The organism is Pedobacter sp. 22163, from assembly GCF_052045595.1.
Taxonomy (GTDB): domain Bacteria; phylum Bacteroidota; class Bacteroidia; order Sphingobacteriales; family Sphingobacteriaceae; genus Pedobacter.
Map to the genome: position 1 here is coordinate 238,655 of NZ_JBQEPM010000008.1, position 21,110 is coordinate 259,764.

18 protein-coding genes are annotated in these 21,110 nt (G+C 41.3%); 6 read left to right on the forward strand and 12 right to left on the reverse strand.

What is annotated here, in order from left to right; all coding sequences use genetic code 11:
- The first annotated feature begins 193 nt into the window (after window positions 1-193).
- Genes ACTJKN_RS20760 through ACTJKN_RS20770 form a run of 3 tightly spaced genes read left to right on the forward strand, consistent with a single transcriptional unit; the run spans window position 194 to window position 3,062 of the window.
- Window positions 194-1,051, forward strand: a complete 858-nt coding sequence (locus ACTJKN_RS20760) for a COG1470 family protein (protein WP_440827651.1) — start codon at window positions 194-196, stop codon at window positions 1,049-1,051.
- A gap of 24 nt (window positions 1,052-1,075) precedes the next feature.
- Complete coding sequence (locus ACTJKN_RS20765; RefSeq protein WP_440827652.1) at window positions 1,076-2,089, forward strand: ABC transporter ATP-binding protein; 1,014 nt, start codon at window positions 1,076-1,078, stop codon at window positions 2,087-2,089.
- Entirely contained in the window at window positions 2,034-3,062 is a 1,029-nt protein-coding gene (locus ACTJKN_RS20770) for an ABC transporter permease (RefSeq protein WP_440827653.1), read from the forward strand. Before ACTJKN_RS20765 ends, ACTJKN_RS20770 begins: the two co-directional genes overlap by 56 nt.
- A 286-nt stretch (window positions 3,063-3,348) precedes the next feature.
- On the opposite strand, the gene ACTJKN_RS20775 is transcribed toward ACTJKN_RS20770, so the two are convergent.
- The 6 genes from ACTJKN_RS20775 to ACTJKN_RS20800 all read right to left on the reverse strand — a co-directional run bounded on the left by ACTJKN_RS20775 (window position 3,349) and on the right by ACTJKN_RS20800 (window position 10,098).
- Window positions 3,349-5,403, reverse strand: a complete 2,055-nt coding sequence (locus tag ACTJKN_RS20775) for an IPT/TIG domain-containing protein (RefSeq protein WP_440827654.1) — start codon at window positions 5,401-5,403, stop codon at window positions 3,349-3,351.
- 268 nt (window positions 5,404-5,671) lie between these two features.
- The gene (locus ACTJKN_RS20780; protein ID WP_440827655.1) at window positions 5,672-6,175 is read right to left on the reverse strand and encodes a hypothetical protein; all 504 of its coding nucleotides are present in this window, start codon (window positions 6,173-6,175) and stop codon (window positions 5,672-5,674) included.
- A gap of 207 nt (window positions 6,176-6,382) precedes the next feature.
- Window positions 6,383-6,994, reverse strand: a complete 612-nt coding sequence (locus ACTJKN_RS20785) for a GIN domain-containing protein (RefSeq protein ID WP_440827656.1) — start codon at window positions 6,992-6,994, stop codon at window positions 6,383-6,385.
- Window positions 6,995-7,404: 410 nt separating this feature from the next.
- Complete coding sequence (locus ACTJKN_RS20790) at window positions 7,405-8,151, reverse strand: LytR/AlgR family response regulator transcription factor (RefSeq protein WP_440827657.1); 747 nt, start codon at window positions 8,149-8,151, stop codon at window positions 7,405-7,407.
- A 199-nt stretch (window positions 8,152-8,350) separates the two neighbouring features.
- Entirely contained in the window at window positions 8,351-8,737 is a 387-nt protein-coding gene (locus ACTJKN_RS20795; RefSeq protein ID WP_440827658.1) for a hypothetical protein, read from the reverse strand.
- A 260-nt stretch (window positions 8,738-8,997) separates the two neighbouring features.
- A complete protein-coding gene (locus ACTJKN_RS20800; RefSeq protein WP_440827659.1) occupies window positions 8,998-10,098 on the reverse strand; it encodes a sensor histidine kinase in 1,101 nt (366 codons plus the stop codon).
- Window positions 10,099-10,189: 91 nt separating this feature from the next.
- Here ACTJKN_RS20800 and ACTJKN_RS20805 point away from each other — a divergent pair, with 91 nt between their 5' ends.
- Window positions 10,190-10,330, forward strand: coding sequence for a hypothetical protein (locus tag ACTJKN_RS20805; RefSeq protein ID WP_440827660.1), 141 nt, complete (start codon window positions 10,190-10,192; stop codon window positions 10,328-10,330).
- Between the two features lie 17 nt (window positions 10,331-10,347).
- Here ACTJKN_RS20805 and ACTJKN_RS20810 read toward each other — a convergent pair whose 3' ends face one another.
- The gene (locus ACTJKN_RS20810; protein ID WP_440827661.1) at window positions 10,348-11,079 is read right to left on the reverse strand and encodes a LytR/AlgR family response regulator transcription factor; all 732 of its coding nucleotides are present in this window, start codon (window positions 11,077-11,079) and stop codon (window positions 10,348-10,350) included.
- A gap of 443 nt (window positions 11,080-11,522) precedes the next feature.
- Between ACTJKN_RS20810 and ACTJKN_RS20815 the strand changes: the two genes are divergently transcribed.
- Window positions 11,523-13,904 (forward strand): TonB-dependent receptor domain-containing protein, encoded by a 2,382-nt coding sequence (locus tag ACTJKN_RS20815; RefSeq protein ID WP_440827662.1) that lies wholly within the window; start codon window positions 11,523-11,525, stop codon window positions 13,902-13,904.
- Between the two features lie 8 nt (window positions 13,905-13,912).
- Here ACTJKN_RS20815 and ACTJKN_RS20820 read toward each other — a convergent pair whose 3' ends face one another.
- Genes ACTJKN_RS20820 through ACTJKN_RS20840 form a run of 5 tightly spaced genes read right to left on the reverse strand, consistent with a single transcriptional unit; the run spans window position 13,913 to window position 20,532 of the window.
- Complete coding sequence (locus tag ACTJKN_RS20820; RefSeq protein WP_440827663.1) at window positions 13,913-14,821, reverse strand: LLM class flavin-dependent oxidoreductase; 909 nt, start codon at window positions 14,819-14,821, stop codon at window positions 13,913-13,915.
- On the reverse strand, window positions 14,814-17,918 hold the full coding sequence (locus ACTJKN_RS20825) for a lantibiotic dehydratase (protein WP_440827664.1): 3,105 nt from the start codon (window positions 17,916-17,918) through the stop codon (window positions 14,814-14,816). The genes ACTJKN_RS20820 and ACTJKN_RS20825 overlap by 8 nt, the downstream gene beginning before the upstream one ends.
- Window positions 17,919-19,088, reverse strand: a complete 1,170-nt coding sequence (locus ACTJKN_RS20830; RefSeq protein ID WP_440827665.1) for a lanthionine synthetase LanC family protein — start codon at window positions 19,086-19,088, stop codon at window positions 17,919-17,921. It abuts the gene before it with no gap.
- 3 nt (window positions 19,089-19,091) lie between these two features.
- Window positions 19,092-20,267: a lanthionine synthetase LanC family protein gene (locus ACTJKN_RS20835; RefSeq protein WP_440827666.1), complete on the reverse strand. Its 1,176-nt coding sequence runs from the start codon at window positions 20,265-20,267 to the stop codon at window positions 19,092-19,094.
- 52 nt (window positions 20,268-20,319) lie between these two features.
- Entirely contained in the window at window positions 20,320-20,532 is a 213-nt protein-coding gene (locus ACTJKN_RS20840; RefSeq protein ID WP_440827667.1) for a class I lanthipeptide, read from the reverse strand.
- Window positions 20,533-20,839: 307 nt separating this feature from the next.
- On the opposite strand from ACTJKN_RS20840, the gene ACTJKN_RS20845 reads away from it, so the two are divergent.
- Entirely contained in the window at window positions 20,840-21,070 is a 231-nt protein-coding gene (locus ACTJKN_RS20845) for a helix-turn-helix domain-containing protein (protein ID WP_440827668.1), read from the forward strand.
- Window positions 21,071-21,110 lie beyond the last annotated feature (40 nt).

A 21,110-nucleotide genomic window follows, 5' to 3' on the forward strand; every position in this document is an offset into this window, starting at 1 on the left:
AGTATAATCTTTGGAACAAACCGGATAGCTGCGGTAAAAACCACAGCGCTGGCCTGCCTTAACCCCGCCAATTGTTAAAAAATGTTAAAGGAATTTGAAAATATTATTTTGTTGTTTTTTTTTGAGCCTCCAATCAGATAAACAAACAGGAAAGCATTTTTTAGAGCAATTATTTATTTTTTGATTTTAGATCATGTTATCAGCATTACCATTTAACCGTTTTCGCTTATCAGGAAGATTTGCGTTTTTTTTCATCATCTTTTTTGCGCCATCAGTGGCCGTTATTGCCCAACCGTTAAACGAAGCCAAGGCTGGCCCATCGGCTTTTACGGCGAAGCTGATTAATATTGAGGCGGCCACAAATGAGGTTTTTAGGTACAGCACCACCCTGCACAATGGCACCAACAAGCAGGCCATTTACGAGCTGAAGGCAGCGCTGCCCGAAGGCTGGGCGGTGAGTTACAAAGTAGAGGGCAGCCAGGTTACCTCGCTTAATATGGATGCGGGCAAAAGCCAGGAAATTGCAGTAGAGATTAATGCCAGTGCAAATGCATCACCTAAAAAATACAGTATTCCCCTTAAAGCTGTTGCGGCCAATGATACGCTTTTACTTAAGCTCGAAGCGGTAGTAAAAGGCTCGTATGGTGTTACCATGAGTACACCGAGTGGAAGGCTGAGTGAGGAGGTAAGCTCGGGCGGGCATAAAGACATACAACTGGAGGTTAAAAACTCTGGCACACTGGCCCTGAACGATCTGGACCTGAGCAGCCAGCTGCCCAGCGGCTGGGAGGTGCGTTTTGAGCCAGCCAAGATAAGTAAACTCGAGCCCGGAAAAAGTATAGCCGTTACTGCCTTTTTAAAAGTGCCCGATAAAACCATAGCCGGAGATTATGCTGCAACCTTTAGCCTTTCTGGTGCCAATGCGAACACACAGCTGGCGTTCCGCATGTTTGTTAAAACTTCGCTGCTTTCTGGCTGGATTGGTATTTTGGTGATTGTGCTCGCCATTGGCAGTGTATACTACCTTATACGCAAGTACGGCAGAAGATAATCCATCCTTTAACAGCACAATAAGATGGAACCTATTATACAACTCAGGAACCTGAGCAAAAGCTATGGAACCTTTAAGGCGGTTGATGAGCTGAACCTGGACGTATACCCAGGTGAGATTTTTGGATTGTTAGGGCCAAACGGCGCAGGCAAAACCACCTCGATATTGATGATGCTTGGGCTAACCGAACCCAATAGCGGCACGGCGCATGTTTGCGGATACGATGCCACCAAAAACCCCATTGCAGTAAAACAAAAGGTAGGTTATATGCCCGATAATGTGGGTTTTTATAACCACATGACGGCCCTCGAAAATTTAATTTATTTGGGCAGGCTGAACAACCTGGACGAAAGTACGCTAAAAGACCGCGCCAAGGCAGTGCTTAATATAGTGGGGCTTGGCGGCAGCATGGATAAAAAAGCCGGCATTTTTTCGCGTGGCATGAAACAGCGGCTGGGCCTGGCAGATGTATTGATTAAAGACCCTGAGGTAATTATTCTAGATGAGCCAACACTGGGCATAGACCCTGCAGGGGTAAAGGATTTTTTAAGCCTGATTAAAACCCTGAGCCAGCAGCAGGGCTTAACCGTGCTGCTCTCTTCGCACCACCTGCACCATGTACAACAGGTGTGCGACCGGGTGGGCATATTTGTTGGCGGGAAACTGCTGGCCCAGGGCGATATTGCCTCGCTTTCTGCCCACCTATTTGGCAAAGAAGGAGCAGTTACCACGATTAAAACAGCACACTTAATTGAGCAGCCCTGGCCATTGGCGGCCGAAATGAGGCAATGGGGAGAAGTTACAGACATTGGCATTTTGGGCGATACGCTGGAGTTTACCACCCGGCATGATGTTACCCCCCGCATTGTTCGCCATTTGGTAGAAAAGGGTTACAGCATTTTACAGGTAAGCCGTAAGGAATATGGCCTGGATGAGATCTATCAGAAATATTTTGAAAGTAGTTTTAATGAAAATCTAAATCATGGAAAATCAAGCGGTATCTTTAAGCGCGCTTTCTTTGGGCAGCACAAAAGATAAAAAACATACAGGCCCATCGCAACCAAACCGGGCTTTTGGCGTAATCATCAGAAAAGAGATTGCCGATCATATAAGAAGCTGGCGCTTTTTGGTATTGGTTGGCTTGGTGCTGTTAACCTTTGTGGCCTGTTTATATGTATCGGTAAGCAATATTAGAACGGCCTTTACCAATACAAACGATCCCGACCATGCTTTTATGTACCTGAAGCTGCTTACATCGACAGATAATTCTATGCCGCCATTCCATGTGCTGCTCAGTTTTCTGGCCCCGTTGCTTGGCATTAGCATGGGTTTTGATGCCATTAACTCGGAGCAGAACAACGGAACTTTAACCCGGCTTTTGGCACAGCCGATTTACAGGGACAACCTGCTGCTGGCTAAATTTAGTAGTGCAATACTGATAGTGGGCATGCTTTTTATTTCGCTTACTCTACTGATGATTGGTGGTGGGCTGCTGTTAACGGGCGTTAGGCTGGAAGCGCAGGAGCTGGTTAGAATAATGGGCTTTGTTTTTGTAACCCTTTTATACGTTGCTTTCTATTTAAGTTTATCTATACTGCTTTCTATTGTTTTTAGGCAACCGGCAACTGCTGCACTGAGCGCCCTGGGGCTATGGCTGTTTTTTACCGTTTTTTACCCGATTATGGTTAACCTGGTTATAAGGGCCTTTTTACCCGACCCTGCCTACCTTACGCAGGCACAGGTAATGGGTTACAATGAATTTATTTTAGATATACTGCGGATTGCACCCAACCAGCTTTATACCGATGCGGCCACCACACTGCTGATGCCATCGGTACGGAGCCTCGGCCCAATGAGCATGGAGCAAATGGCAGGTGCCATTCCAAACCCGTTGCCGGTAAAGGAGAGCCTGATGATTGTATGGCCCCAGTTAAGCGGGATGATTGCCGCCAGTGCCGGCTGTTTTGCCATTGCCTATTACCTTTTTATGCGCAGGGAAATTAGAAGTTAAAGCGGATATCTTCTTTGCATACTTCTTCCACTCGGCTTTATTTTGCTAATTTGGAAAAAGAATACCCTGATACATGGATTTTTTTTTAAATATTATTCCTGTAAGGCAATAATTTATCCCAATACACGTATTATATACCGAGAGCGTTAATTTAGATTAAAACGGGGACCGTCTATAAGATGGTTCCCGTTTTCTTTTAAAGCTGTTCTGGCAATGGGTTTTGGCTACAGGTAATCTTTTTAAATTGAGGCATGGGGCCATTTAACCACGCTGCTTACCCCAGCTATTACAGGCTACTGCCCTCGGCCATAAAAAGCTGGTAAGTATCTTCAGAACCGTTTGAGCCTCCAACATAGGCTTTGCCGTTGTTTACAAAGGAATATCCCCTTTCAATACCCCGGTCAAGGGCTGGGGTGCCAATCTTGTCTGGCATTTTTATCCATGCATTCGCGGCAATGTCGTACTTATACACATCGGCAGTTAAAGCGCCCTGAACGGTATGACCTTTGGCAATATAACCTTGGTTTTGATATACAAAAGTGGTGGCATACAACCTTGCATCGGGAAAATTGGCCAGCTTGGCCCAGGTTTTAGTTGCGGGGGTATAACTGTGAAACTGGAACATCCCGGTATTGGTGGCCCCGCATCCAAAGTATATTTTTTCATCAACTACAAATGCAGAAGGGAACACCCGTTCATTGTTGCCAAACTCTGTTGGGTAATCGGTTTCTTTCTCCCAGGTATTGCTGGCAATACTATACCGGTAAAAATTACTGTTTGGCAAGAAATTGCTAAAGGGCTGTGGGGCCAGGCCCATCCCGAAATAAATATACTGCCCGGCAGATACTATTACACCGCTTTGCCTGATTCCGGCCATATAGGTTGCCTTTTGGGCCCAATGGTTACTGGCAGGATCATACTCCCAAAAATTATTAAGGTCTTGAGCGCAATACAGATAAGCTTTGTTTCCGGCAACAGTTACCTGCCCTGATGTGAAGGCAAATGGTATTTCCGATTTTTCCCACGAAAAATCGCTAGGATTAAATTTCCAGACATATTTCTTTACATTAAAAACGCCTTTTGCAGAGGCAATTACGTAGGAGGTACCATTAATGGTAAAGCTACCGGAATTGGTATAGCCATCAAACGGCACCTGGTTGCTTACCATAATCCATTTGTTCAATACCTGGAAATTTATTGGATAAACAATTTCGTAATCCAACAGTTTAAGCACCACCCTTGCTGTGCGCTTGGGGTAAGGGCCGTTAGGGATATTCAAAGTAAATTTTGCGGTATTACCGGTGTTCAATGTTGCGGCATTGCCTTCGAAACTCAACTGGTTTTTATTTAATACCGGATGGAAGTTTTTACCCTCTACCATCACCACATCGTTAACATTGCCCGATTGCGGCACAATGAGCAGCTCGGGTTTCCTGATTACAAAGGGCGTGCTTGTAGCTACTGTTTGTACCTGCGCTTTTAAAGAAATAAGCGTTTTACTGAATTCGATATCATCAGGCACAATGACCTTAAGCTGTTGTTTGGAATAACTCACCACCGTTGCTTTGATATTTCCAAAGCTAACCTGGTTGCCATTCAAAAATCTGCTGAAATAATTTCCTTTGATCACCACCGTATCCCGAAAGGTGCCCAGCGTTGTATATTCGTCGATCCTTGGTGTATAAAGTGCGAAAACCTGACTAAGGGTATCGGTTTTTACGCCTTCGTTTAAAGTAATAACGGGATTAAAACTGCCGAGATCCGGTGGAACGGTAATTTTAATTATACTGTCGCTCACAGAAACCCACCCGCCAGGCCGGTCGCCGAACTTTACAGAAAGGTTATGGCCCGTAAAATACTTTCCTTTTAACGTAAGGGTGTCTCCAATTAAAGCTTTTGAAGGGTAAATGGAGTCGATTTTAATCTGCTTGGCGCCGTTTGACACAAACTTTTTGACGTTAAAAAGTTTATAACCACTCTCGGCAACGATGTAGGTGGTAAGGTAATAAACCGAATCTTTCTGGATGCCAAAATTATTAACATCCGTTTTGAATTCTCCCACTGCAATAGGCCTGTTTAGGGGATAAAACTGGGGATTTTTTGTGAAAAGACTGTCTCTGGAAATGATGAAACCGTATGTTCGTACATTTGCAGGAATTTTATTCACTTTCCCAACAAAAGTAACGCCCCCATCTTGGAAAGCCGTAGCAGAAACCGTTTCGATATCTGCTATTATCACTTCTTTAACGGGACCGGGCAGGGGTTCATCTTTTTTGCAGCCATAATAAAGCAGGGCAAAAGCAATCGATACAAAAAGCATTGCAAAGCGAAGAGGTTTCATGAGCATTAATTTGATGGGCTAAAGATATAATTTTCCACTCATTTTAACCGGTTTTGATAGCTGAAAATATTGGGCAATTTTAAAGCCCGAAGCCCATTGCGGCCTTCGCCTGGCAGATTCCTGATTTCCGTACAGGCTTATGAAGGCGCATGCCTGCGGCAGGGTTTCTTTTACCTAAAAGCACACTGCATTCCTTTTGGGTAGCCGAAATTAATTTCTTGATTTTTTTAGTGGTTGCATGAACGGCGCGCTGTTCTTACCAGCACCGTTATTTGCAAGAAACCGCCAGGTTATAATCTGACTCGGTAAAGGTGTAAACAAATTTGTACTTACGTTCACCAAGTTTTTCGCTGGAGTAACTGGCAATATTGAGTATGTTATGCGTTCCGCTATCATCCAACAATGTTATGCAGCGGCTGTTATCAAACTTTATCCCAATAGGCTCAATGCGAATCTTAAAAGCAGATTCTTTTGAAAAAGGGGGATGGTAAGAATCAGCAGGAATTTCCCTGTCTGATATGTCGGTTATCATAAATGGCTTACTGGTCGAATGTGCTTCCAGGTTGTACTGCTCAAAACCCGCGCTGAAGGTGATTGAATGCGAACTGCTGTTTACAAAATAAAACTGGCCCTCCATGGCATAATCTCTGGTTTTATTACAGGAAGTTGCCCCTGTTAATAGGACGCTAATAATTAGGCCAATAGTTAAAAAGCGCATAAAAAGGCATAATGACCTGAATGTAACCAGGGAGCTGAGGGCGTATGTATACATGCTGCAATATCAAAAAAAGGAAGCATATTTCAAAAACAGGGGAAATTGGGTTTAGGCCTACTGCGACAGGGATTGAAATTTCCTAGACCAAAAGATAAGATGCAATTTATCCACAGCCAAATTGTACATTTTTAATGTGTTTTGACTGTGGATTTAATGATTGGTATGCTCTTCTTTACCGAGCTATTAATCTAGAAAGCTAAATTGTTATTTTGCTAAATTCATTGCATTTTGTTCGGCATCCATAATCGCTTCAGAAGCATACGATGCAGATTTAAGGCTGGCAAAATCGGCTAATTTTACATTTTTCATGTTGCCTGCAATCAGAGTACTTTCGCCAGCAGTGCCATTTAGTTTTAATACCGCATCATCTTTAACGATCGTATATAAACTGCTTGCTGTGGTTTTGATTTTTGCTGTAGCACTTTGGCTCAAAAATAACTGAAGGTTTTTTACATCGAAATTATTGCTGGTAACCACAACCGATTGCCCATAAGCTTCGATTCTTTCTAAATCTTTTACGGTAATGTTCAGTGTAACCTGACTGGTTTCCATTGAATTGATGAACAAGGTTTTTCCATCAGTAGATACCGAGGTTTTTGAAGCATCATAGTTGCTCATACCTGCTACGTTTTGTTTATCGCCTTGCGTTAAAATAAGCTTCACGTTACCACTCACCCAGATCCGATCAAACTTTGATAAAGAAGAAGTTTTTGTTTCTGTTTTAACTGGCTCAGCGGCAAAAGTTGCCGTGGCTGATGAAGTAAATAATACGGCTGTTAATGCTGCTGCGAATATTGTTTTTGCTAAAGTTTTCATATCTTTTATATTTTAGGTTTTTGCTATTGTTTTGTTATTAAGACGCAGCTGCCCCCCAAACGTTGCAGGCAAAAACCTGGTATTATACCAGCGTTGGTAAGCACCAGACCAACGCCTGTAATTTATAGACGAACCGTTGTCAATTCAACAGCCAGATTTGCCAAACCCGGTGTTTGTTGCTTCTTATTTTGCCTTTATTGGGAAAGGAGTGATGTTTATTTGTGTGTTCATGTATTATGAACAGGATGATTTTTTGAACGCACTAAAATAGTATACCCGATAAGGTACAATTTACCATTAACATTTAAAAAAATTGTGCGCTGGCTAAACGCGCTAAAGAGAATTGGCGTGAAGGGCGGTAATGAACTTCGTTTTTCGGATAGTTAGGCAAGAAAATTGGTTGAGCCAGCTTAGTTGTTTGCAATCTTACGTGCACGCGTTGGCTTGATGAGGTACCTGGATACAAATTCCGAAAAACCTTTTTTGTAATGGTCTCTGACCGTAATCTCTACCCCGTTTGCCATCCTAATTGTATTCCCATTGATGTGCTCAATGTAGTTATAGGCGATGATAAAACTTCGGTGGAATTGCAGAAACCCTTTTGACTGGTTGAGGATAACAAACATTTCTGTCAGCGACATATAAGTGGTAACTTTTCTTTCTGTGGTGTAAATCTTTACATAATTTAACTTACTTTCGACCGCAATTATTGAATCGAACTTTATACTTACAATTTTATTGTTGTCTTCTTTACTCTTGACAAGAAATGCATGTTGGTTAAAACCTATCTCTTTGTTTGTGATCGCCCCAAACATTTTCTCTATACAAAGGATGAACTCTCCTAAGGTATAAGGCTTCAGTAAATAGTCATCGGCACCAACCTTAAATGCATCGTAACCATACTTGGTATGCCCGGTGGTAAAAACAAGTTTGTCTGTTTTTCCCTTGATTTCTCTGGAAAGTTCAATACCCGAAATCCCTGGCATATCTACATCCAGAAGAATAAGGTTAACTGGGTCGAGTTTCTTGAGTTCAGTCAGCGCCACTACAGCATCGGAAAAGCAGGCAACTAATTCGAGTATTGGCACTGCCTCCAGGTACTTTTTCAGCCCCTGAATAGCATGTTCCTCGTCGTCAATAATTATACATCTGTACATAGGGAAAAATATTGTTTTAAAGGTAAAATAATATTTTTACTATTCGAAAGTGAAAACGTATTTGGGCCACCTTTTTCCGAACGGAAATATTGGTGTGGGCCTGTCGATTAGGATTTATAAATTGATAAGGGCAATGATGTATTTAATTATGGTATAGGCCAGGTATTTCCAAACTAGGGTTAGGATAACACCTGTAAAATTAACAGGGATCTTCTATATCCTGATTTTTGGACCCCAATATAAATGCGGCCTCGGGAATGAATTTTTCGAGCTTCGAAAGTACTTTTTTACCAGCTATAGTTCTTGATTTGAAATAACGCTCAAAATACCTGTAGTCGTATAATTCATCTTGCACAATTACGCTTCCGGTTGCCAGGTTTAGGATTCTGTAACTTTCAAATTCTCTCAATGCTTGGGTAATCTCGGTAACAAGCATATCGGGTGTTTGCGTGTTATAAGGCTCACCACCACTTTTGACAACAACTTTAGCCTTTTCGATGAGCAGCCCGAGATAATCATTGTCTTCAACTACGATAATCGCATTTCTGAGGATTTTCTCCCGGAAAGTCTTTATTTCTTTTTTCATAAACCGTTAACGATTAATAGTCAATCACAGATAACCAGTAGCATCCGGCTTGTTAAAGGTAGAGCGGAAAAAACCGTCGGGAGCTGAACAAGCTGGCTATTGACCTGGGACACACAAATCTGCAGGGATACTTGCTTACTTCGAGATTTATTTATATGGAAAGGCCGTTGGCTGATATGGAAATGAAATTTCCAGGGAAAAGAAAAATAGACGATTTTTTAACTTAAATATATAAAGACATCTGTAACACCAACCAGGTATTATCCGGTATTGGTATGAAGGAGCACCTCGGGAATGGTAATACTGAGCAGGAAATGGTTATCATCATCCTCATAATATTTGAAACTTATAGATTCTCCGTAGGCAAATTTTAGCCTGTTCTCTACATTCTTTAAACCTGCACCAGACTGTATTTTTTTATGATGACGATCAATCATATTCTTAGTCTTAATCACAAAAAGCCCATCAGCAATTTCCAGTTTCATGTAAGAAGAATCAGATTGCACATTGAAACGGCCATGCTTAATCATATTCTCTGCAAGGGTGAGAATCACCAGTGGAATAAAATTCAGCGAAGCGACCTCCTGACCGTAAGTGATTTGTGGTAGATTGATGTCTTTTTTTCTTAAGCTATAAAGATCCACTAAGGTTTGAACGTGCCTGATCTCCTCTGCTATGCGGATAAATTCTCCCTGATCATTGGAATCGATCGCGAAACGCATCATCCTGGAAAGATAGATAACTGCATCAGCCGCTTCATCAGGATTGGGATGAATATTATGGTATACGAAATCTAGCGTATTAAAAAGAAAGTGGGGATTAATCTGCGCTTTTAAAAATGCATTCTGAGTTATAGAAAGCTCTTTTTCGGTTTGCTGCTGCTTTAAAAGGGTCTCAAAATTGAGTGTCTTCAGCCGCTCTCGCTCTGCTCTCTCCAGATCCCGCATTTTCAATAGATAATAACCGGTGGAGAAGCCCAAAAAGTAACTTCCACGGTACAGGTTTTTGAGTATAAATTGATAGGAAAGCTTGTAGGGGCCATCACTGGTAATTACCCCAAGTCCGATCAGTGCCAGATCTGCAAGGTAATGGAGAATTATATATATGGCTTGTGCAAGGAGAAAAAGAAGTGGAAGCCTCCACCAAATTACCATTTTTTTTTCGAAAGCCCAGGGAAGCCCCATGTTAGACCATGCATAGAAAAAAATTACGATTACGATGTAGTGTAGAAGATAGGTTAAAGGATTTCCAAATACCCCATATACCAATCCAATTACAACCGTTTCGTAGGCAATGAATATTGCCCATACAATGATGTGGATCTTATATTCCCGAAGCCATTTTGATGTAATCTTTATCATGGTTTTATACCTGTGTATGTAGGGAATACCGCTTTCCATGTACACTTTTTCTAAGCACTTTTTTCAGTGGCTAAGTTGCCGAAAAAAAGCAATGAAAGCAATAAAAACAACAACCAAGATTACCGCCCGCACGGTCTTCTTCTTCAAAAAAGCAAAAGATACAGCCCCATCAACCACACCAACAGAACCTACATTGACAATGATGACCACTTCGGTTAGTGGCATTTTGTAAAAACCATGGCCGGAGGCTTAACGCCTTCCGGTCTTGATTAATTTTTTAGAGACAAATTGGGAAAAATCCTTGCGGTAGTATTCTCCAACTGTCATTTGCAGACCAGTAGACATTTGGATACAGTTGCCCGTAATCGAATCGATATAGCGTTCGGCAATGATAAAACTCCGTTGAAAGCGCTGAAAGCCAGCGTGTCTGGAAAGAATTTGCGCCATTTCTGAAAGGGTCATGTATGCTGTGACCTTCCTGTGGATGGTATGGATCATGACGTAATTCATTTTGCTCTCCACAGCAATAATATCCTCAAAACGAATATTTAGAATGGTTGAATTTTCTTCTTTACTTTTTACAAAGAAAGAACCTACAGGCACTTTTTGCTCATCATTTACATTCAAGACCGGAAAGAGCTTACTAATGGATAAAAAAAATTCTCCGAATGTATAAGGCTTGAGTAAAAAATCATTAGCATCTGCCTTAAAGGCCTCATAACCGTAACGGCTATGGCCGGTTGTAAAAATCAGCCTGCTCGTTTTACCGCGCAGTGCACCGGAAAGTTCGAGCCCATTAATTTCAGGCATGTCTATATCCAATAAGATAAGATCAATATTACCAAATGTAGGTATTGAATTGAATGCTTCGATCGGATCTGTGAAGCAAGCGATGAGTTGAAAGTTAGGCAACTTTCCCACATATTTTTTAAGTGCGTCAACGGCATGTTGCTCATCATCAATTATTATACACGTGTACATATGAATAAGTCAAATTAGTAACGCTAAAATAGAAGATTGTATACCGCTGACCAAAGGAATGCATAAAACAACTTCATGCTATTTCCGCCACACTTTAACATCCCCATTGCAAAATATAAAAACAAGCGCTCAAGTTCTTTAAAGGAACTCATCTAACCAGAGCATAGCCTGTACTCAAATCGATTTCTCACCAATCACTTCTATCCCTTAAAATGACACTTATATATAGCCTCCCTGCCTTTGTGTATAATTTGCGCAGTAAATAAAATGCATTGTGCAACATTGATTTTTTACAACTGTCGTTTAAGCACTCAATTGTTGCTGTAATTACCTGAGAAAAATACAGTTAAGAATGGCATGTATACTAAAAGTTGGCAATCTTGGATTGAATTTACAAATACCTATTCTAAATTATATCTTTAAAATCTACCAAAATAAGCAAAATGAAAAAAAACTTCTTCGTGCTGATTCTAGTCCTTTTAAGCCTTGCCCTCCAGGCGCAGGACAACAACCTGAGCGGAATAGTTTCAGACGCTTCTTCGAGTCCTATTGTTAATGCCACTATCAGCATTTACAGACCTTCCGATACGAAACCCTATGCTAAAACTTCAACAGACGGAGCCGGAAAATTTAACATCACGGCTAAAGTAAATGATATTCTGCAAGTTAGCCATCTGGGTTACCTTAGCTTTCGAACTAGCCTGACAGGGAATGCTTTGCCACCTATCATACTTAAGTTAGACGAACTTAATCTGGGCGAAATTATGGTAAAGGGCGAAAAACCATTGGTTGAGCAGCAATTCGACAGGACTGTTGTTAATGTTGAAGGCGACTCAAAAGCGGGAATAAACGCCACAGATGTGCTGCGCAAAGTTCCGGGACTAGTGGTGCTGAACGGAAACGAAATCCGTTTCGAGGGAAAGGGCATTACCGTTAATATTGATGATAAACCAACGCGCTTGACCGGCGCTGACCTCATAAATCTACTAAATTCGACCGCTACACGCAACATAGCAAAAGTAGAGGTGTTATATAATCCCTCTGCCAAATATGACGCACAGGGAGAGGGGGGAATCCTTAACATTAAAACACTTAAACGGACCAAACCAGGATATGACGGTAGCCTAAGCCTAACGGGAGGACATGGATGGAAATACCTCACAGGCAATAACGCCGCTCTATCGCTTAACTACCGCAGCAACAATGATTACTTTTACATGAGCCATAGCGTTAGCAAAGGTAAACAGTACCAGGAAATCAAAACCGATACGCGTATTACCGGCATTGGCCAGTCTTTACAAGATTTGGGCGTATATAACTCTCCTTATACCAATCAAAATACTCGTGTTGGATATGATCATTACTTCAATAAAAAAAATGTTTTTGGGGTATTGCTAACAGGTTACTATAATATCACCAATCCATCAAGGGAATCTACTACTGATATCTACGCCACGTTTGCCAACGCAATCGACTCGACAAGGATATCATCGAACAATAGCAACCGATTGAGCAAGGGCTTTAATATTAACCTAAACTATAAGCTTACACTTGATTCGGCGAAACAGCAGGAAATTACAATGGATGCGGATGGTGGGCTATTTAGTTACCGGGACGATAACTTTTTGACGCTACGCCTCAACAATCCGGGCGGAATCCTGATTGGAGATCCTTATAGCCTGATCCAGGACGGTAATACCATGACCAGGATACTTAGCTACAAGGCCGATTATAGTCAAAAAATAAAAAAGGCCACACTCGAATCAGGCCTCAAGGTTAGCAATGTTAAAATCGAAAATGGTTTTAATTCCCTCCGGCGAAATGATGCAGGAAACAGTTTTGATAATGGAAGTAATGACTTCGACTATAAAGAAACTATAGCAGCAGCCTACGTTAGTATGAAATTTGATGTGGCAAAATTGACCATTCAGCCAGGACTGCGTGCTGAACAAACCTTTACACATAGTTATTCCCCTACAATAGACAGCACTATAAAAAGGAACTATTTAAGCCTTTTTCCTAACCTGGCAATAGGCTATAAAATTAAAAGCCACTCCCTATCAGCAACCTATTCCAGGAGGATCGGCAGACCTAACTACAGTTACCTAAATCCATTCAGGATTGTGAGAAGTGCTTACTCCATTCTACAGGGTAATCCTTACCTCTCTCCTTCTTATACCGATAATTTTCGCCTCGGATATTCCTATAAGGGTAAGTACACCTTTTCAGTAACCTACAGGAACGCGCAGGACGTGATTACTGACCTGAGTACTGTTGATGACCAGAGCAAAGTGATTACCGATACCAAAGCCAATCTTTCAGAAAACCAAAACTACGGCGCCAACTTTGGCTACTATAACAAGTTTTTCAAACTCTGGGACCTTGGAGTATCCTTTGGATTTTCAAACAGCCATTACCGGTTCCCTTACCAGAACCAATTGGTAACAATAGCACAAAGTTCCTTCACCTATTCCATGGACAACAGGTTTACGCTCAAAAAATCATGGTGGATTAGTGCTTTCCTATACGGCCAGACCAGGGTAACCTATGGCAACCAGATTAATCTGCCATATTCCTTCCTAAATTTAGGCGCAGGAAAAAACATATTAAAAGGCAAAGGGAGCCTAAGTCTATCCATCAACGATATTTACTACGGCAGCATTACGCGCAGCGAAACCCGCTACGGCAATGTTAACTACGATACCTACAGCAAATATGACAGCCGGAACGTACGCTTGAATTTCAGCTATAGTTTTGGAAATAGCCAGGTAAAGATACGCAAAAGGGTAGCTGGCTCAACAGAAGAACAAAACAGAAGCAACTAAAACACATTTTAACAATTCATCGCCACGCTAAGGCGATTATAAAAATCGACTCTAAGTTCGCGGCGATGTTCAGGATAAAATACCACTACCTCATCACTTCCAAGCTGGCTGCTTAAACGAATTATATACTCTACAATAAACTCCATCGGGCCGAAAGGATTAGCCTGGTGAAGTTTGTTATAATTCACATTAAGCCGCTCTAGCTGTTCCTTATCAGTGGTATCGCTGGCACAGATAAGTATTGAGGTTAAGGGAAATACGCCATACCTCTCAAAAAAAAGCTTCTTAAATTCCTTGATCACGGATGCATTTCTTTCGATATCTGCACCAGGGTGCATTAAGGAAAGACAAAAATTGGACCGATGCTTAAGGGCCAATTCAATACCGCTTCCGCTCGTTCCTAAAAACCAGGTTTCTGGCAAGGTAGTTCCATGTGGCGGTATAAGCAGGTTAGGAACAATGGTTTTAGTGGAATCATCCTCTTTTAAAAAAGCAAATAGATCATTCACATGCGCCTCCCATTGAATAGCCTGGCCTGCGTGGGGGTGGCGGTAGAGGTATCTGGATATATCATCGGGGACGCCAGCTCTGGCAATTCCGAGGTCAATACGTTCGGGATACAAAGCACTGAGTAACCTAAAGTCATGCGCCGTCTGGAGGGAAGAGTGGTAGTTCAACAGCACGCCGGCTATCCCAACCCGGATACGTTCGCTATAGCCCGCCAGAAGCGGCAATAGCATCCTTGGATTAAACCATGCAAATTCTGGAGAATAATGTTCACTTAGCCACAGGCGTTTGTAACTCATCCTTTCATATTCTCCGATTTCATTGAACAGGCTGTTGATTACCTGATGAGCATAGAGCTCAGGGGTTTTCAAGTAACCAAAATCAAGTATTCCAAGAGCCAAATTAGACATTTACCTTAAAGGATTTTTTTTTATAATAAGCATATAGCAAGCTATACGCAAACAGTTCATTTTCTCTGGGCTTGGTTTTGAAACCTCTAATTGCATGCATGTGCATTAGATTGGGCAGAATACCCAACAAGGTTTGCTTATCGACCGCGTAAGATGTAGTTATCTTCAAAACCTGATCAAAAAGTTTGGTCTTCATTGAAGAGATTGCGTTGAAGGCCGGCTCTTTAAGGATATTTCCTTCCCTTTCTTCCAGCATATCCTCCAAAATCTTTCGGTGAGCCTTCTCTTTGCCGTTTACCAGCTTTTGAAGTTCTTTATTGTCTGTAACGCCGAATTCACGCTCATAGCCCTTTGCCATTTCGCCCAAAACCTGCATCTGCTCCCTTGCAGTGAGCCCCATCCCTTTGAGCAAACTATCCAGAGAATACAAAAAAATCATTGGAAGGTAATAATCAGATGAGCGGGAATCTACCGAAAGATAACTCAACCAGAAATTACTGGAAGCCTCAAAAATTGATTCGCAGAAAAGAATATTTTTCTGACCATACCGCTCCATTTCCCTTGAATATGTATCCAGAGCTATCCGGTAAACAATATTCATCTGTTGATAATCTTGTAGCAATTTACTGATCCGTTCCATCACCTCAGCGGTGGCTTTAGCATCCAGGCACTCAAATCTTAAGCGCAGATGGTAAAGAGGGTCGGTATACCGGATGAAAAAGAACTTTTTGACCAAGCCTTCCCTTCGGAGTTTAACAAGCTCTGTAGCGATAAACGATGATAGAATTTTGTCACTATAGGAAACACTACAATATACTTTAAGGTATAACCATTCATTTCCGGGGAAGATTTTAGCGGGAACAAGGCTGCCATTTAATATACTTCCAACTGTTTCTGGCTTCATAATGATATGCTCCCGTTCCAGGTTCTCGCCAAAGGCGATAAATTGATTGAGCACAACTTCTCCGTTTTTGTTGGTTAATACGTTATTGTCCATATCCAGACAAAACTCAAAAAAAACGACTTCCTTTAAATTTGATATTGCATCAAGAAAATGCGACACCAATATCGGATTCTCCCAGTCTAGGAAAGTCTCCGTTTTCCCGTCGATAAAATGTACAAACCGGGGTATCCGCCATTTTGCCCTGAATGCAGACATTGTTTCTGAATGCTGCTCATTTTTGCGCCAGAAGGCAATCTCCTTAGGCCCAAAGACCCACTTTGCGCGGCTTAGAATTACCCGGCCACATTGAACCCGGGGAATAAAGTTGCCCATGTAATTTAAGTCGCCTAAATTCAGCGAAATACTGGGAATCATATCCTGGTACTGTAGTTCAGAAAGTAACTGATAAACAGGACTGGTATGCCGGTTATAATTATGTGCGGAAGTTAGTTTCGGAACAACCTCGCAAGCCCTGCTTTTGGAAAGTAAAATTAGTCTTCCAGATCTAAGCACCAGATGGAGGTCTCCTAGCGCTATCTGTTGCTCACAGCTGGTAGTAGAATGGTTAATGATGGGGATTTCCAAGTCCCTGATTTTTGGCCGGTAAGATAAGTTTCCTATTCTCGCCTCCGGAAGGTGAACAATTTCTGCAACTGCGGCTCCAGGATAGGAGCGATCCTCGCAGTTGGCAATCTCCTTTAGTGTTTTCTGAATCATTTCATTGCCATACCCAAAACGCCCTAGCAAATTCCCTGCACTCGCATGTCCCGCTGTATGAAAATTTATCAGCCCACCCTGAGAACCCCATAAATTGAACATGACCTGAAAAGTCTTTGCCATCCTGTTGCTTGCCGGCTTGATATGTTCAAAATCCTCAATATTAAGATTCATGCTATACTCTCCTTTACTCAAGGTGGAAATAAACCGGGAAGTTAATAACAGCTTTGCAGATCTATGTCCCAGACTCGTGTTCCCCGTTTTTGGTTTTGTTCTTAACACGACAGATTCATCTAAAAGTACGTTATCTGAACGGTGAGTAAAGTGACCAAAGCCTATACCTGCATCAGTATCTAATGCTTCTAAAAGCGGCACAGGGTTATCCTCATAACGCTCATAAAACAATTTCTTGAAAGTTTCTAGCTTGGGTACGTATTCAGGCTGCTCAAAATAGTTTAATATCTGGATGGCGTTTTCCAACTCTCTTTGTATCCCCATATCCAGAAAACCGGGTTCAGCTTCTTCAGAATCGAACAGATCAGTCTGAAGTAAAAACTTTTCTTCTACTTTAATTCCAAGCCGCTCAAAAACATTATAGATTTTAGCCCTCGCTGCCAGGATTTGTTCACTCCCTTTGTTCGCCTCCATCAAAAGCAAAGAAATTTCAGTTAGGAGTGGATGATCTTTTCCGGTTCTATTTAAGATAAGAGCAGAAATATAAGAAATGGGATCATCGCCTGTTACATTGAGCTGAAGTTCGGAGCATAACACCTGAGAGGAGATCATCTCCTGTAAAAATGAGTTGAGTTCTTCTGCACTATAATCAGAATAATCACCTGATCTTAAAAACAAAATCACCTCTGCTAAAGTCTTTCCCAAAGCAGAATATTCAATGATGCTTTTTACAATATCCGAACATGCAATTGCACTGATGTTAAATGTTGATTTATATCGGTCTTCAATTTTCTCGATATAGCGATATTGGCCATCAAATACGTAAATGGTATTATTAGGGAAATATTTAAAGGCAGCCATAAATATGCTATCGCGGTGAAGATAAGACAGAAGCGCATGCAATGCAGACATATCCAGACGCGTTTTGGCAATAACGCGGGAATGCGGTAAATCTGATAACCCATCCGCCCAGCTAACCGTCCCCAGCTTTGCAAAAAGCCCAAAAGGAGTAGGATTTGTTGACATCCTTAAATAATAATTTGTTAACGCAACTGTAATGGCACTTTTTTTTCCGGGATCTGTGATCTCACCATTCAGCAAGGAGATACAAAGGCCATATATTTCTGGATTGGCTACACAAAGCGCTTCAATAAAAGCCTGGTTATTTCTGATGGCGTCCAGGATATCCAGCGTATCGAGCGTTTGCACACCAAAAGCTGGCGTTCTAACCACCACAGTTTTGAAGAATCTGACTTTTTTCATCTATAGTAAAATAATTTTGCCCCAGTGTGCAAGGCTGGGCTGATATGCAGATATGAGTGACAGCAAAGCCCCAGTGTTGCCATACAGAAATGACTTAACTGTTGGGATAGTGAAATCTCCGCTAGAAACTGGTTTAAAGTGCTCAAGCCCCTTTTTAAGCCAGCTTTGCGAAGCAGAATAAAATATTGGGTTCTGGGATATTGAATTTAAAAGACTGTAGTAATGCGATACCCCAAGGTAACCATGACAAAGAAAGGGATCGTTAACCAGACTGGAAGTATAATCTAATCTGGAAACAATATTTACGGCCTCGGAGTTTGCAAGTTGCGACCAGGCAGGTTCATTAAGAACATTAGCTCCAGTGTAAAGTACCTGTAAAATATTGAGATCGCCAGAGCACCAACCTAATCGGCCTACATAGAACGCTTTTTTTTCCTCTCTGTTTTGAGCATTAAAAAAACGCTGGCACACCCGATTTGAACTTCGCCCTTCATTTTCCTTAATAAATAAATTGATACTTTCCTTTATCGCCGATCCCAGCTTTTGATCTCCGTTGTGTTTATATAACTGCAAAAGGTTCAGCCATACTGCCGTCATGCCATGGGCCATTGTATAATTGATTTCCTTTTCTGAGCGTTTATCTCTTAAGTTATAACTGTTGTTGAGCAGATAACCCTGAGCACCCGGGGAAACCAATCGCTCACAAACCCGCTCGCCTATATGTGTAGCATATTCAGCCACCTTTTTATTACAGCTTCTGGAAAGAAAATAACTTAAAGCACCCATTGGGCCGTATAGAAAATCAATATTATTTTCAATGATCTGGTTAAGGGCATGCTCATAAACAAGTTTATCCATTTCCGCAAAATATTCGAGTTCAAAATCGAGCAAGTCATGATTAACCAGGTCAGCTGTAGCAGATAGTATCCCTACCAGACCATCGAGCAAACTCATATCGGTTATCCGATAGTTTGGGCGGGTAAGGTCATTAAAAATCTCTTCAAGTAAAGTTAGAGAAAGTTGCTTTTGGTACGGATCGTCAAAACATTGCCCAAAATACATTCTAGCATATGCTATACCCATGCGCCCACTGCCCAAACCATTGTTTTCCTTATCCCACTCAAGGGCGGAAATCATCGCTGACGCGAGTTTTTTGATATCCTCTTTCATGAGCTAATTCAAATTGAAATAGGCCCTGTGATATTGCCCGATGATAGGTGATATACCAGATAATAGTGTAACGGCAATACCGGCAATACCTTCAATAAAAGAAAAGTTAGTCGTTTCGATTTGTTGGTTCCAGTGACCGCGGTAACCGCGGAAATCGTCTTTCGCATCATAAGCAGCTACCAAATCTGCAAAAATCCGCGCTGCAGATCTACCGAGTTCAGGAGAGTCTAACTTTTCAGAAAGATGTGCATATAGCGAATATAAACCGGCCTTACCATACAAAAGGGAATAGCCAGAGGAAAGGTAAGGAAAGCTAAGGTCTCTTTTTGCCGCAAGACAAGTCATTTTGCTCAACATTTCCATCTCATCGGCACGATTCAAAAATTGTAAAGCAGTCAAAAGCCCATAAAGCGTTCCTGGGTCGCCATAACAAAGGTTATTTGAATAGACTTGGTCATCCTTATAACGTTCGCCAACTTGTACAGGAAAAAAAACAGGATTATTCTTAATTTCTTTAGATAGAATATAATTAGTAGCAGCTGAGATCAGTTGTTCTTTATCCTTACTAAAAAATCCGTTCTTTGATCTGGTAATCAAATAATTGATGATAGCTGCAGACCCGTGAGAAAGGCCAAGATAAACTGTTTCTTTCTCTTTGAGCTTAGATTTCCAGTATGCCATATTTCCCTCCCATATTGCAGAGTGCATTAGAAATTCATCTAAGAGTGCCAATGCCGCTGTGGCAATTGCAGAATTTTTACGGGATAAAAAATAATTACCCTGGGCCATAGCACCTGTTACAGGATCGTAGTTCCCCTGATGAATTTGCTCTTTCATCTCGTTAAAAAGGACATCATCGAAATCAGCAAGAAGGCCATCAAGGTCTTCGCCGATCAAAGCCACATTCCGCGATAGTTCCAGCATGATTCCCATCTCAGCGATTTCGCGAAAAATAATCCTGGAGCCATAGTCGTTGTTTAGCTTCTCAATAGAATCAAAAATTATTTCGCGTGCTTTATCAGCATAAGATACCTCACCCGTAGAATGGTAAAGGCAAATATAAAGTAAGGCTATTCCGGATATCCCATTGGATACTCCGATCGTTGAGAAGTGATGCTTATTTTTTTCGACCGCTTCAAGCAGGTCCATCACAATCGGGAACAAATCTTCCTTAACCATAAAAACAAAATAATAGACCGGCCAATTTATAGGTTGGCCGGTCTTCAAAAAATTAAGCTAAACCAACTTCTTCAGTTTTAGTTTCACAGTTGCATGATTCAGTTGAACATGATCCTGAATTTGCCTGTGAATTACAAGAAGCGTTTTCACATGAACGGTCGCCTTCAGCAGCAGTTCCACCTACAAACTTTGCAAGTTGGTCGTCATTTAACCTGGTAATGGTTTCTTTCTTTAGAGAAAGTTTTGGAGTTGTTTTGTTTTCCATAACATTTAATTGATTAAGGTTGTGAATTATTGTGATTTTATTAAATCCGAAGCTGTTGAATCCAAGTGAATACAGATCGAAATTAAGTGATCGATCGGTGGCGACTGCCAACTAGAAATTGGCATTTTTACAATTTTTTCAAGTTAATGCCTAAAAACTCGTCTCGTTTCACAGGCATTTAAGCCCTAAATCCTCACTTGAAACATTTCTATCCTTCAAACCCACCATTTAGTATATCAAAATACATAAAGCCAAAATTTTCCCTTAACCTTAACCATAGTTATTTAAGTTAACAGCAATCAAAATTATGGGTATAGGAATAGAAATACGCAAGCTCCGTGTACAAAATCACTATTCACAGGAATATGTCGCTTTTTACCTGGGCATTACCAGGAATGCTTATATGAAATGGGAGAAAGACGGGGTGAATCTTAATTTAAAGCAACTGAGCACACTCGCCGAACTCTATGAGATTGAAATGATCGATTTTTTAATCAAAGTCTTGAGAATTACAGGCATGAGTAAACAGACAGTTTAGTCACATAGCCAAAAATTAGATCACTTACACGCTACATCCT

Bases quoted from the DNA above. Each gene is read 5' to 3' on its own strand.
- ACTJKN_RS20765 (WP_440827652.1), top strand. From the start codon at position 1,076: ATGGAACCTATTATACAACTCAGGAACCTGAGCAAAAGCTATGGAACC.
- ACTJKN_RS20845 (WP_440827668.1), top strand. From the start codon at position 20,840: ATGGGTATAGGAATAGAAATACGCAAGCTCCGTGTACAAAATCACTAT.
- ACTJKN_RS20790 (WP_440827657.1), bottom strand. From the start codon at position 8,151: ATGTACAGATGTATAATTATTGACGACGAGGAACATGCTATTCAGGGG.
- ACTJKN_RS20840 (WP_440827667.1), bottom strand. From the start codon at position 20,532: ATGGAAAACAAAACAACTCCAAAACTTTCTCTAAAGAAAGAAACCATT.
- ACTJKN_RS20830 (WP_440827665.1), bottom strand. From the start codon at position 19,088: ATGAAAGAGGATATCAAAAAACTCGCGTCAGCGATGATTTCCGCCCTT.
- ACTJKN_RS20785 (WP_440827656.1), bottom strand. From the start codon at position 6,994: ATGAAAACTTTAGCAAAAACAATATTCGCAGCAGCATTAACAGCCGTA.
- ACTJKN_RS20820 (WP_440827663.1), bottom strand. From the start codon at position 14,821: ATGTCTAATTTGGCTCTTGGAATACTTGATTTTGGTTACTTGAAAACC.
- ACTJKN_RS20825 (WP_440827664.1), bottom strand. From the start codon at position 17,918: ATGAAAAAAGTCAGATTCTTCAAAACTGTGGTGGTTAGAACGCCAGCT.
- ACTJKN_RS20810 (WP_440827661.1), bottom strand. From the start codon at position 11,079: ATGTACACGTGTATAATAATTGATGATGAGCAACATGCCGTTGACGCA.
- ACTJKN_RS20800 (WP_440827659.1), bottom strand. From the start codon at position 10,098: ATGATAAAGATTACATCAAAATGGCTTCGGGAATATAAGATCCACATC.
- ACTJKN_RS20780 (WP_440827655.1), bottom strand. From the start codon at position 6,175: ATGTATACATACGCCCTCAGCTCCCTGGTTACATTCAGGTCATTATGC.
- ACTJKN_RS20795 (WP_440827658.1), bottom strand. From the start codon at position 8,737: ATGAAAAAAGAAATAAAGACTTTCCGGGAGAAAATCCTCAGAAATGCG.
- ACTJKN_RS20835 (WP_440827666.1), bottom strand. From the start codon at position 20,267: ATGGTTAAGGAAGATTTGTTCCCGATTGTGATGGACCTGCTTGAAGCG.
- ACTJKN_RS20760 (WP_440827651.1), top strand. From the start codon at position 194: ATGTTATCAGCATTACCATTTAACCGTTTTCGCTTATCAGGAAGATTT.
- ACTJKN_RS20770 (WP_440827653.1), top strand. From the start codon at position 2,034: ATGGAAAATCAAGCGGTATCTTTAAGCGCGCTTTCTTTGGGCAGCACA.
- ACTJKN_RS20805 (WP_440827660.1), top strand. From the start codon at position 10,190: ATGAAAGCAATAAAAACAACAACCAAGATTACCGCCCGCACGGTCTTC.
- ACTJKN_RS20775 (WP_440827654.1), bottom strand. From the start codon at position 5,403: ATGAAACCTCTTCGCTTTGCAATGCTTTTTGTATCGATTGCTTTTGCC.
- ACTJKN_RS20815 (WP_440827662.1), top strand. From the start codon at position 11,523: ATGAAAAAAAACTTCTTCGTGCTGATTCTAGTCCTTTTAAGCCTTGCC.